General features: G+C 37.7%; 9 protein-coding genes. 6 read left to right on the top strand and 3 right to left on the bottom strand.

The window, feature by feature from the left end; all coding sequences use genetic code 11:
* The 5 genes from HXT24_RS05185 (at window position 1) to HXT24_RS05165 (ending at window position 4,406) form a co-directional block, all read left to right on the top strand.
* Window positions 1-1,341, top strand: a complete 1,341-nt coding sequence (locus HXT24_RS05185; protein WP_422119279.1) for an ABC transporter permease — start codon at window positions 1-3, stop codon at window positions 1,339-1,341.
* Between the two features lie 158 nt (window positions 1,342-1,499).
* Window positions 1,500-2,138 (top strand): ABC transporter ATP-binding protein, encoded by a 639-nt coding sequence (locus tag HXT24_RS05180; protein ID WP_353582808.1) that lies wholly within the window; start codon window positions 1,500-1,502, stop codon window positions 2,136-2,138.
* 150 nt (window positions 2,139-2,288) lie between these two features.
* Complete coding sequence (purE, locus tag HXT24_RS05175) at window positions 2,289-2,753, top strand: 5-(carboxyamino)imidazole ribonucleotide mutase (protein ID WP_217430555.1); 465 nt, start codon at window positions 2,289-2,291, stop codon at window positions 2,751-2,753.
* The gene (gene purK, locus HXT24_RS05170) at window positions 2,737-3,909 is read left to right on the top strand and encodes a 5-(carboxyamino)imidazole ribonucleotide synthase (RefSeq protein ID WP_004120730.1); all 1,173 of its coding nucleotides are present in this window, start codon (window positions 2,737-2,739) and stop codon (window positions 3,907-3,909) included. Before purE ends, purK begins: the two co-directional genes overlap by 17 nt.
* Before the next feature lie 92 nt (window positions 3,910-4,001).
* Window positions 4,002-4,406, top strand: coding sequence for a Fur family transcriptional regulator (locus HXT24_RS05165; RefSeq protein ID WP_004120727.1), 405 nt, complete (start codon window positions 4,002-4,004; stop codon window positions 4,404-4,406).
* Window positions 4,407-4,496: 90 nt separating this feature from the next.
* Here HXT24_RS05165 and HXT24_RS05160 read toward each other — a convergent pair whose 3' ends face one another.
* Both HXT24_RS05160 and HXT24_RS05155 read right to left on the bottom strand, forming a co-directional pair.
* Window positions 4,497-7,205 carry a bifunctional lysylphosphatidylglycerol flippase/synthetase MprF gene (locus HXT24_RS05160; RefSeq protein ID WP_422119278.1) on the bottom strand — a complete coding sequence of 903 codons (2,709 nt, stop codon included), beginning with the start codon at window positions 7,203-7,205 and terminating at the stop codon, window positions 4,497-4,499.
* Window positions 7,206-7,208: 3 nt separating this feature from the next.
* Entirely contained in the window at window positions 7,209-8,585 is a 1,377-nt protein-coding gene (locus HXT24_RS05155) for an alpha/beta hydrolase-fold protein (RefSeq protein ID WP_116692047.1), read from the bottom strand.
* 266 nt (window positions 8,586-8,851) lie between these two features.
* Here HXT24_RS05155 and HXT24_RS05150 point away from each other — a divergent pair, with 266 nt between their 5' ends.
* Window positions 8,852-10,885 carry an LTA synthase family protein gene (locus HXT24_RS05150; RefSeq protein ID WP_415685769.1) on the top strand — a complete coding sequence of 678 codons (2,034 nt, stop codon included), beginning with the start codon at window positions 8,852-8,854 and terminating at the stop codon, window positions 10,883-10,885.
* Between the two features lie 25 nt (window positions 10,886-10,910).
* Here the strand turns inward: HXT24_RS05150 and purD are convergent, their stop codons facing one another.
* Entirely contained in the window at window positions 10,911-12,185 is a 1,275-nt protein-coding gene (purD, locus tag HXT24_RS05145; RefSeq protein WP_422119277.1) for a phosphoribosylamine--glycine ligase, read from the bottom strand.
* Between the last annotated feature and the right edge of the window lie 37 nt (window positions 12,186-12,222).

Genomic DNA, 12,222 nt, shown 5'->3' with positions numbered 1-12,222 from the left:
ATGACTCAAATTATAAAAAGAGCTTGGCTAGCTATAGTTAGAAAACCAAGGCGCAGTGCTATTTTAGCTTTGATTATTACGGTTGTTCTTAGTGCGCTTATTTGCCAGAGTGGAGTTATTGCTTCTGTAAAAAATCTTGAGAATCAAATAGCTTCTAATATTGGCTTAGGTTTTAGCGTTTATGCAAAAACGCAGGGAGAGACTTTGCCAGAGTCTGATTCTTCCAGTGATTCTGCTAATCAATCACAGCAAGATATTCCTCAAGATTTGCAAAAAAACGAAGGAATTTCCGAAAGTCTTATTGCAAAATTTAAAAAGATTAGTGGAATAAAAACTATTGCAGAAGAAAAAGATGTTTTAGCAAATCCTGTTAACGCTAAGATTGTAGCGCCAATAAATGGTCCGCGTTTAGACAATGATGGAATGTTTTCGCTTGTTTCAATAACGGGAACAACTAAATCACAGTTATCACAAGGTTTTCAAGAAGGATTATATAAGCTTGAGGAAGGTAATCATATTGATTCTTCTGTATCTGGCAACTTTAAGCGAGCAAAATCTGCAATAATTCACAAGAGCTTTGCTAAGCAAAATAATCTTAAACTCGGGTCTGTTTTAAAGCTAAAACAAGGCAGCAAAAGCATTAATCTTAAGGTTGTTGGTATTTTTTCTGGCAAGATGCAAACAAAAGGTGCGTTGCCTTCCGATTCTTCCGAAAATCGCGTAATAACTGATTTAGAATCCGCTCTTTACTTGTCTGGAAGTAAAAATCGCAGTTCTATAAAGTGCGTTATGCAAAATTCAAATAATCTAACTAAAGCTTTAGAAGAAGCTAATAAAATCGCTAAAAACGATGGCGATGGCATGCTTTCTGTAGAAAATAATGCGCAAAGATTTGCCTCTGTTCTTCAATCTGTAAAAACAGTTAAGCAACTAGTAACTATGATTTTAATGTGTCTTGCATTAGTCGGAATTATAGTGCTTGGTTTAGTTCTTGTTTTTTGGGTTCGAGGAAGGATTCACGAAGTTGGAGTTCTAATGGCAATTGGTATGAACAAGTCTGTAATAGCTTTGCAAATGATTATAGAAGTTTTTATAATAACAGCCTTCTGTTCAGTTGCATCAATTCTAATTGGGTCTGCAATATCTTCAAGTGTAGGATCAATGCTATTGGCTAATGTCTCAAATAGTGCAATTTCTGACTTAAGCATTTCTTGGATTCCAAATAAACAAACATTTTTTGCTATTCTTATAGGATTTGCTATAGCGTTTGTATCTCTATGCATTGCTCTTGCGCCAATAATGTTTAAAAAGCCTCGTTTTGTATTGAGTTCAATGAGCTGAGGTGATTTTCTTAGATAATTAAGATGAATCAATTAGAAGATTGGATTTAACTGGATTTTATTAAGAATAAGATTCGGATTCTGATAGAAAATTAAAAATTTACAAGTATTAAATATTAAGTATGAAATATTAAATTTAGAAAATATTGGAGTTTTATTATGACTACTTTATTAAAACTTAACAACGTTGATTATTCTTATGGTGCAACTAATATTCCTGTTCTTAAAAACGTTAATGCGGATTTTGAATCAGGGAAAATATACAGTATTACGGGTCCATCTGGAGCTGGAAAATCCACTATGCTATCTCTTCTAGCGGGATTAGATACTCCAACAAAAGGAACAGTATTGTTTGATGAACAAGATATTTCCAAGAATGGTGGATATTCTAATCATCGCAAGAATCATGTGTCTTTAGTTTTTCAGAATTTCAATCTAATCGACTACTTGACTCCTGTAGAAAACTTGCGTCTTGTTAATTCAAATGCTGATTCTAAGATTCTTAAAGAACTGGGACTTAGTGAAGACGAATCAACTAGAAATATAACAAAGCTTTCTGGCGGGCAGCAGCAGCGAGTGGCTATTGCGCGAGCGCTTGTATCTTCTGCTCCTGTTATTCTTGCCGATGAGCCAACAGGTAGCTTGGATCCAAATACAACACAAGAAGTTATATCAATCTTAAAAGACGCAGCTCATAAACACGGAAAATGCGTGATTGTTGTAACACATTCGAGCGATGTGGCGGCTGCTGCAGACATAAAATATGTTCTCAAAAACAAACAGTTAACAAAAAAATAATATAAAAGACTAATTATCAACAATTTTTCCGTGCTTCTGCGTAAAGTAAAACCTGTGCGTAACCTTTGCGCAGAAGTTGCGTATTAGTGCATACACGGGGAGGTTGTTGTGGCTGAAGTGTCAGATTCTAAGCCTATTGTGGCAGTTGTTATGGGGTCTTCAAGTGATTGGGAAACCATGCGTCATGCCTGCGAAATCCTAGAAAGATTCAGAGTGCCGTATATGAAAAAAGTTATTTCTGCACATCGCACTCCAGAACTTATGGCAGATTTTGCTCACAGTGCTAGAAAAAATGGTTTTCGCGTAATTATTGCTGGCGCTGGTGGAGCGGCACACTTACCAGGTATGATTGCTGCTCAAACAACTCTTCCAGTTGTTGGTGTTCCTGTAAAATCCCATGCTCTTTCGGGCTGGGATTCTTTGCTTTCTATAGTGCAAATGCCTGGTGGTATTCCTGTTGCTACAACAGCTGTGGGTAACTCGGGTGCTACAAATGCTGGTTTGCTTGCAGTAAGCATGTTGAGCACAACAGATAATCGTCTTGCAGACGAACTTGAAGATTACCGTCAAGAATTAAAAGAGAAGGTTGAGGAATCTAATGCCGAGCTTATCTGAAGTCACTAATGGTGCTGTAGAGCGTTTGATGCCAGGAGCCACTATTGGAATTATTGGCGGCGGTCAATTGGGACGCATGATGGCTATTGCAGCTAGACATATGGGATTCCGCATAGGGGTTTTAGATCCAACGCTTGATTGCCCAGTATTTCAGGTTGCAGATTTGCAGGTTGAGGCAAATTATGATGATCCTGAAGGTTTGCGCGAGCTTGCTGAACGTTGTGATGTTCTTACATACGAGTTTGAAAATGTTAACGCCGATGCGTTAGATAAAGTTCGTCATTTAACTGCTATTCCTCAGGGCACAGATTTATTGCGTGTTACGCAAGATCGTGTTTGTGAAAAAGAGTTTATTAATAAACATGGTATTGAGACTGCTAAATGGCGTGAAGTCAATAATCTTGACGATTTAGATGCAGCAATCGAAGAAATTGGTTTGCCTGCTATTCTTAAGACTCGTCGTGGTGGTTATGATGGTCATGGTCAGGATGTTCTTCGCACTGAAGAAGATGTTGCTAATATTCATCACCGTTCCGATAGGGGAGGAAAATTCCCTCCGTCAATTCTTGAAGGTTTTGTAGATTTTGCTTTTGAAGCCTCAATTCTTGTTTCTGGCAATGGTAATGATTTTGTGACTTATCCTCTTGTAAAAAACGTTCATCATAATAGCATTCTTCATATGACTCTCGCACCTGCAGTGGTGGATTCTATAGTAGAAGAGACCGCACACGATTTAGCGCTTCGACTTGCTAAAGGTTTTGAGCTTGCTGGCACGCTTGGTATTGAGTTATTTATTACTAAAGATAATCGTGTAGTAGTAAACGAGCTTGCTCCTCGCCCTCATAATTCTGGTCATTACACGATTGAAGCTTGCGATATGGATCAGTTTGAAGCACATATTCGCGGTATTGTTGGATGGCCTTTAAAAAAGCCTAAGCTGCTTTCTCCTGCAGTTATGGTTAATGTTCTTGGTCAACATGTTGCTCCTACTCGTTCGCTTATATTAGAGCATCCAGAATGGCATGTGCACGATTACGGCAAAGCTGAGGTTCGTAAGAATCGCAAAATGGGTCATATTACTGTTTTGTGTGATGACCCAGTTAAAGAAGCTGCAGAATTAGATGCTACTGGGTGTTGGGATGACGAGCTTGATTAAAAGATTTAGTATTAGTCTTAAAATTTAAATAGTTATAGTTTGTTGGACTAGTATTAGATTTTTTAATAGTTTGAAAGGTAAAAGGTTAAATAATGGTTGGTGAGCCAGTACGCAGAAACACTAAGCAAAAAGAAACTGTTCTTGAACATTTAAGAGCTTCACGTAATTTTGTTTCTGCACAGAATCTGCATCGCGCGCTTGTGGAAGATGGCGAGATCATTGGTTTAGCCACAGTGTATCGTCAGCTTAATATGCTTGCACAAAGTGGCGATGTTGATACTGTTCGTTTTAATGGACAGCAACTGTTTCGCATTTGCGATGAGAATACTCATCACCACCATCTTGTGTGTGAAAAGTGTGGTAAAACCGTTGATATAGAGCCTCCTGATGATGAGGGTTGGATTCACAAGATCGCCGAATCTCATGGGTATACGGTTATAGATCACACTTTGGAAGTGTTTGGATTATGCCCAGACTGTAATCAGAGTGTAGATTGATTGCAAACTCATTAATCACTCTAATTGTTTACAGTTGAAAATCAGCCTAGATTTAGAATTTAGGCTGATTTTTCTATATATTACTATGAACTATTTTTTAAGCGTTTTTATCATTTCTAAAATCTGCTTAGGATTAGTCTCTGGCAAATAAGAACTTGTTACCGCCAAAGATATTTGTGCTAGTTTTGCAGAATCCAAATAGCATATGTATACAGGCCTATTAGTCGGCTGGAACTTCTTTTTAAAGAAGTATAGCGATTTAAATCCGTAGGCTGGTTCCAAAATATCTGACATCATTTCAAGCGTATGAACAATAATATCATTTGATTCATGATGATTCGAAGATTGAGAATCCCCATGAATCGTAGGCTTTTGGCTTGCATGAGTATCTTTGCCAGAATCCTCATTGCTTAATGTAGGATTCTCACAAATATCTGTTATTCCAGCAAGAGGAGCTGCAGAAAGACTCATAAACTCCACAGCAGATTCTGGATTTTCAAGACCTTCGTCTCTTAACCGTTCTGCCATTCTCGCAATAAGCAGTTCCATAATTCCATTAGGGCTATCTGTGCGATGCCTCATAAAATCGAGAGTCCACCCGATTACGCGATTATTGTCATAAGTCGGCATCCAGCTTGTAACTCCAAGAACGCGATTGTTCTCGTCAATCGCATACAAAATCTTTACTCTAGGATCATGCAATTCTTCCAAACCGCCAAGAGTAAACTTCATTTCTGGAAGGGCTTTAAGTTCTGCCCATTCTTCCGAAATCTCAATAATTTGTTGCTGAACTTCCCAAGGAGCATCGTTGTATGTGCTAAGAACATCCGTTATTCCATCACGTTTTGCCTTGTTTATGGCAGTGCGAATATCCTGCCACTTTTTACCCCTAGTTTGCCACTCTTTAGGGTAGACCAGCATATCGCTTCCAACTTTTATAGAAGAAAAACCAAGAGATTCCAAGGATTTTCGTTCTTCATCATGAACAGCGTAGAATGCTGGCGACCAAGAATTTTGCTCGCAAAGCTGAATGAACGCTTTCAAATCTTGTTTATATTCTGTTTTATCTCCGAAAGGACCAGTTAGTGTTAAAGCAACCCCATACTTAAGTCTATATGCTATTGCTGAACGTGCAGTGTTAGAGAACCAATAGTGGTTATCATGCCATGTTGTCATAAAACTCATGGTGTCTCCACCAAGTTGAACTAACTTGCTCGCTTTTTCGCGGTCTTCTTCATTAATTGTTATTTTGTTTCTAAACCACACCATGCAAACAGCAAAAAGAACAAGCCAGAATAGAACTCCAACACCTTGAGTTATTGCTGAAGACAAAGGTGTTATAGGTGTAAGCATGGCATTGGATCTTAATCCAAAGCCCATAGGCATCCAACGTCCTGGAAGGTCACGTAGTAAATGATGCAAGTCTGCTACAGGCTTAAATTCATTTGGTGCAATTAACCCGAAGAAAACATATCCTATTCCAGTAGAGAATAGTGCAAAAACAATTGCGGCTAATCCAATTCTGCGCTCGAGTTTATCACTATGATTTGGAAAATGCTTTATGCTTATAAACAGTAGGATTGCGATTAATAAAGGAGGCAAAGCTGTAAGCATAAAGGCTATAGAAGTAGCATTATTCTTGTGGAAAATTACAGTTTGCTTAGTTGCAATCAAAGGCAAAATAGCAAAATACATGGTTGCATATACGGCTGTAATTGCGTTGATTGTTATAGCAGCATAAGCTGCAAGTCTTCTTCCGCGTAAAAGTCCCCAAGATATAATCATTAAAGTGACAATAGGCAAAAGAATACGAATCCAAAGACCTCCTATTGTTGCGTGCTGTAATCCTGAATGAAGCAGGCAACTGCTTGAACTATAGTTTGATATACATCTTGCTAGCCACGGTTTCGTACCCATTTGCGGAGACATGAATAAACCTAATGTAGTTAGTATTCCAGCATGAGATCTAGAAGATAGTGCAAGAACTGGTCCTAAAGCCATAACAAATTGAGTTATGGAAAATAGACGTCTAATCTCGTAGTCTGTTCCTTCCCACCAGTTAGCGCTTTTCACAGTATTTGTATTAGCATTGCTATTTTTGTTCATCAGATTGCCAATGATATGGCCACAAATTGCTGCAAAAATTGTGCAATAATCTCCAGGATTTCCACTATAAAGAAGCATTGCAGACGTGATTGCATATCCCAAAACAAACATTCGTCTACGCCACAGTATTGATTCGCATGTTGCTGCAGCCATAAAAGCTCCAACAAAAAGTGTAAAAGGAGAAAGTCTAATTGGTATTCTAGTAATCCAACGCATGTTTCTAATAATCATCGAAAGATTACCGATTAAAGTAAGACCGAGTATTGTTCCAATAAGAGTGCTTGTTACGGAAACAAAAAGCAAACGCATTTTACCGATACGTGTTTCGGCTAATCCTATTAAAACAAGTGAAAGTATTGCATTTACTATTAGAGATGAGAAACTATTTACAAAAAATAGCGAGTGGAATAGTTTAATCAGAAGCTGTGTAATATTTCTATGCCCAAACAAAAAAGTAGAGCTTATTTTCGGTTTATGATACGAGAAGAATTGTGCAAGAGTTGCATTGGTACCATAAGTATAGATGTGCATTACGGTACGGAAAACCCAGTGAATAAGGTTAATAACCAAGAAAACTAGAGTTATTTTCGCTGCTAGCACGCGCTGCGATAGCCACATGCGCACATCGTTTGTAAGAACGCTTAAATGATGTTTTGCTGTAGACTCGTGATTTTTTGATAAAAAGTTTGGCATGATTTATCGCCTCACCTTCTGATTGATAACCACTTGAATATTATTATAAGAGTTTAAATCTGGATAATTGCTTGTTATTCCAGAATCTTTACAAAGATGGTCGATTACAACTTTTAACCCATTTTGAACGGTATGCCAATCGTGTCCAGATCCTTTAGAAATCATGGTTATAACGCTTATTCCAGACTTATGAGCTGCTATAGCAATATTAGACTGATTTACTTGCGATTTAGGATCCCAAGCTCCAGCTATAGAGTAATAATTTTGTTTTAAAGGAGCATTTTTTCTCATTATGTTTGCTGGAATATGCTTTTCGTATTTTTTGCGATCTCCATCAAAATAGCGTTTTATTGTTTCATTGCGATTCTTGTATGTTGGTTCTAGTTCTCCGCCTGCAGAATACATGTTTCCAAATAGTTTAGGATAAGCTGGAACAATCTGAGTTGCGCAAGTGCCTCCTTGAGAAAATCCTCCCATTAGCCAAAGTGCTGGATTGTTGCTTGCTGGCAGATTTTTATGAATCCAATTAACAACATCTTTTGTCAAATAAGTTTGCGCTTTTCCATAAACCTTTGTATCAGCGCAAAGAGAATTATGTGTTGCAGTACCGTTTTGATCTGGGGACACAACAATCGGAGCTAAACCATTATGATCCTTAGCATAAGCGTCTAAGGTGTTTACAATTTCGCTCGCAGCAAACAGCCTATTAGGGCTTCCTGGTTGACCAGAAAGAAGAACCATTACAGGCAGTTTTGGAGCGTATTTTGTTAAAGCCGCTGGAGGTAAGTAGACGTTTGCGGTGCGAGCACGGAAGTTAGATGTTGTTGCTGGAATTTTAACGGATCTACTTATTCCTTTGGATGGTATTTTTGGGAGCTTGTTTTGTGCTGCGAGTGAATTCCAATCAGCTATTTCCATAACCCCATTATGTTTATTATGCTCTTCAAGCTTTGGATAATTACCTAATCCAAATACTGATCCAATAGTTGTGTATTCGCCATAAATCATATTTACGCGAATCATTGTGGCTAAAATAAACAAAATAATTGAAAATATTGCGAAAGCTCTTCTATATCCTTTAGATATTATCGCAGCGCTTAAAGCAAAGCCTACGGCTGCAAATCCTCCTGCAATAGAAAAAATCACAAGCCATCCTAGGCTTACTCCGAATACAAGAAAAACGTCTGAAATAAGCCAAGTTATAAATCCAAATATAAGTGCGAATAATGACGCAGAACCTAATTGTGTTAAAAGAGATGGAAAATACTTTATTTTTTTAGATTTTGTTATTAAAAGGACAGCTAAGCATAATCCAGATATTGTGAATATACTTACAGGTAGTATGCCGTGCATTAGATTAATTGTGGCAATAAACTTCATTCTTACTGTTCCTTAAAACCTCACTAGATTAGAGCTATCAAAAATACAGCCGTTGATAATATAATTCGTAATCCTTAAAATTTTCTATATTATGTCATCAATTATAATGATAAAAGATACAGGGTTTATTACAATACGTCAAAAGTATGAATATACACAATTGTTTACTACAAGTTATGTTTATTTATGACGATAGCGATAATTAAGATGTACTTGTAACATAGATGCGTAAATGAGTTATGTATTAGCCATGTAATTAGAAGGGTGTGAAATTGCCATTAAGCAATTTTCTTACTATTTTTAAACGTTTTAAGCTTGCGATTCCGCGATGGTTGTATGCGGTTCTGTTCGTTGTATTTGATGCAATAATGGTTATGATTGTGCAGCTTTCTGTTCAAAGGTCTGGACGAGTAGAAATGACTTCCTCGCTTTCGGCAAGCGCATGGAACATAATTTCAAAAATGTGGATTAGCTTAAATTTTGTATTCGTTTTGAATCTGCTTATAGTTGCTCTAATTTACGGAATTCTGTTGATGGTAATAAATCGTTTTTGGATTACTACACTTATTCTGATTACATTATCTGTAATAATTTCTGTAATCGAGTATATGAAGGTTAATGTTAGATACGAGACAATTCTTCCAGCGGACTTGAACTTTTTAAAGAGTAATACGGGGAATATCGCATCTTTTCTGCCAGATAATGCTATAGCCGTGATTGTCTGCTCCATAATTGCTGTACTTGTAGCTGTTATTGCTGCTATTTTTATGCATTTTGTAGATGTAAATCGCGGAAAAATCGTGTTTACTAAGGATTTTCGTATTTCTATTGTAATTAGAGTTGTTACATGCTTAGTGTGTTTTTTGGGTCTTGGATGGTATGTTTCTGGGGTTGGAACAGTTGGTTCTAGTGCTAACGGTTTTGCTAAGTTTATGGGCGATGCTCCTGCGATGTGGGATTCTGTTTATGATTCGCAAAGAAACGGTGCTTTAGTTGCTTTCTTAAGACAAGTGAATCCAAAAGTTATGGATAAACCATCGGATTACAATGAATCCACTATGAAAGCTCTTCTAAAAAAATATGATACTGAAGCTAAGAAAATCAATGTTTCTCGCAAAAGCAAAATTTCAGACAATACTGTGGTTTATGTACTTTCGGAATCTTTCTCAAATCCAATGAGGGTTCCAGGATTGCAACTGAATAAGAATCCAATGCCATTTATAAGCTCTTTGAAAGAGAAAACAGATAGTGGTTTAATGCTTTCTTCTGGTTATGGTGGGGGAACGGCGAATCTCGAATATATGTCTCTTACGGGATTGAGCATGGTGAACTTCAATTCATCTCTTACAAGCCCGTATCAGCAGCTTGTTCCAAATTCTTCTTGGACTCCTACAATAAACAGATATTGGGGTAGTGAAGAAAATTCTGTAGCTTTTCATCCATATGAGCCGAGCATGTATTCTAGATCAATAAACTACAAGAAGTTCGGTTTTAGTAAGTTTTATGCTCTTGAAGGTACTAATATTATTTCTCATAGAAAAATGTTGGATAAATCTCCTTATGTTTCAGATTCTTCAGCTTACGATAGCGCAGTTGAGTCAATTTCTGCTAGTAAAAAACCGCAGTTTGTGCAAGTAGTCACAATGCAAAATCATATGCCTTATAGAAATTGGTATAAGAATAATGATTTTGTTGCAAAAGCAAAAGATGGTTCACCTAATTTAGGACAATCGGAAACATCCTCAATTGAAACATATGCTAAGGGTGTTAATTACACGGATCATGCTACGCAAAAGTTCTTAGAGAATCTTGATTCTATTGACAAGCCTGTTACCGTTGTGTTTTACGGCGATCATCTTCCTGGCGTATATAGTACGGCTAGTGCGGATCAAAATAATTCTCTCGATTTGCATTTAACTGACTACTTTATTTGGTCAAACAGAAAAGCTATTGAGACAAATAAGATTAAAAATATTCATAAAAATACTTATTCGTCTCCAAACTTCTTCATATCTCAAGTAGCATCTCATACTAATTCCAAGGTTTCGCCTTATATAGCCTTCCTTACTAAATTACACGATAAGGTTAGTGCTATGGAGCCTCCTGTAGTCAATAAGATTCAAGGTTGGGATAGGATTCCAGAAGGACAATCCATCTATCTGGATAATCATGGTAAGCCAATGATTGCTAATAATATGAATAAAGAAACTAAGCAATTATTGCATGATTACCGCTTGATTCAGTACGACATTACAGCTGGGAAACATTATCTTAAAAATACAAACTTTCTTGGTTTTTAAGATAATCAGATAGTTGGCTAATCCTCTACAAGTCTAGTGCTTTTGACGCAATGTCATGCCTAAAGAACATGTGAGGAAGATTAAGCTTATCTAATATGCTGTAGACGTTGTTTTGAGCGTCCTTTACGTCGTCTCCATGCACTTGCACAAGAGCTACTCTACCCGAAGAAGTAAGAAGTTTGCCGCTTTCTTCATCGCTTTTTACTCCTGCATAATACACGTGCTGACCTTGATTTTCGTCAACAGGAATTTGAGGAAGAGGAGTTCCGGTAACTAAAGTGCCAGGGTAGCCTTCGCTAGCGATGATTACGCCGAGCGTAACACCGCTATCTTTCCAAGTAAAAGTCGGATTTTTATGCTGCAAAATATTCCATATAGCTGCACCAAAATCTGAAGTAAGACGAGGAAGTACAACTTCTGTTTCTGGGTCTCCAAAACGAGCATTAAACTCAATAACTTTAGGACCTGAAGCTGTATCAATTAAGCCAGCATAAAGCACACCGGTAAAAGGCGTACCCTCTTTAGCTAGTCCTTCAACGGTTGGGCGCACAATTTCGTCGATAGCACGCTGAACTGTTTCGTCGCTAATTTGTGGAACAGGGCTATAAGCTCCCATGCCTCCAGTATTTGGTCCTTTGTCGTCGTCATAAGCACGCTTGTGGTCTTGAGAAATAGGCATAACCCAAAAATCAGTTCCGCTTACAAAACTCATAAGTGAAAACTCTTGACCTTGCAAAAATTCTTCAATAACAACTTTTGCTCCGGCTTGACCAAAACGATGATCGACGAAAATATCCTCCAAAGCCTCAATTGCTGTTTGCTCATCCATAGCAACAGTAACGCCTTTTCCTGCAGCTAAACCGTCCGCTTTAATAACAATTGGAGCACCATGCTCAAGAACGTATGCGCGTGCTGGTTCCAAAGTGTCAAATGTTTTGTAGGATGCAGTTGGAACGTTGTGACGAGCCATAAGCTTTTTTGCGAAATCTTTAGAGCCTTCAATTTGAGCTGCAGCTTTGTTTGGTCCGAATGCTGGGATTCCTTGAGATTCAAAATCATCCACTATGCCATTCATAAGCGGAACTTCAGGGCCAATAAACGCAAAATCGTAGTTGTTGTCTTTAACGAACTTAATAAGAGCGTCATGATCTGATTGACTTATGTTTACAGTTTGAATGCCATCTGCTGCAATACCAGGATTTCCAGGAGCAACAGTTACTTCTTCAACGCTTTCTCCTTTAAGTAGCGCGTGTGCAATAGCGTGTTCGCGAGCGCCAGAACCAACTACTAAAACTTTCATTTTTAATCCTTTATTGCTTTAAGATTTTGCTGTCTAC

The sequence above is a fragment of the Gardnerella sp. DNF00354 genome (assembly GCF_049262755.1).
Lineage (GTDB): Bacteria > Actinomycetota > Actinomycetes > Actinomycetales > Bifidobacteriaceae > Bifidobacterium > Bifidobacterium vaginale.
The sequence above is the reverse complement of the archived record's forward strand: the minus strand, read 5'-3'. Positions and strand labels throughout refer to the sequence as shown.

Bases quoted from the DNA above. Each gene is read 5' to 3' on its own strand.
- HXT24_RS05185 (WP_422119279.1), top strand. From the start codon at position 1: ATGACTCAAATTATAAAAAGAGCTTGGCTAGCTATAGTTAGAAAACCA.
- HXT24_RS05180 (WP_353582808.1), top strand. From the start codon at position 1,500: ATGACTACTTTATTAAAACTTAACAACGTTGATTATTCTTATGGTGCA.
- purE (WP_217430555.1), top strand. From the start codon at position 2,289: ATGGGGTCTTCAAGTGATTGGGAAACCATGCGTCATGCCTGCGAAATC.
- purK (WP_004120730.1), top strand. From the start codon at position 2,737: ATGCCGAGCTTATCTGAAGTCACTAATGGTGCTGTAGAGCGTTTGATG.
- HXT24_RS05165 (WP_004120727.1), top strand. From the start codon at position 4,002: ATGGTTGGTGAGCCAGTACGCAGAAACACTAAGCAAAAAGAAACTGTT.
- HXT24_RS05160 (WP_422119278.1), bottom strand. From the start codon at position 7,205: ATGCCAAACTTTTTATCAAAAAATCACGAGTCTACAGCAAAACATCAT.
- HXT24_RS05155 (WP_116692047.1), bottom strand. From the start codon at position 8,585: ATGAAGTTTATTGCCACAATTAATCTAATGCACGGCATACTACCTGTA.
- purD (WP_422119277.1), bottom strand. From the start codon at position 12,185: ATGAAAGTTTTAGTAGTTGGTTCTGGCGCTCGCGAACACGCTATTGCA.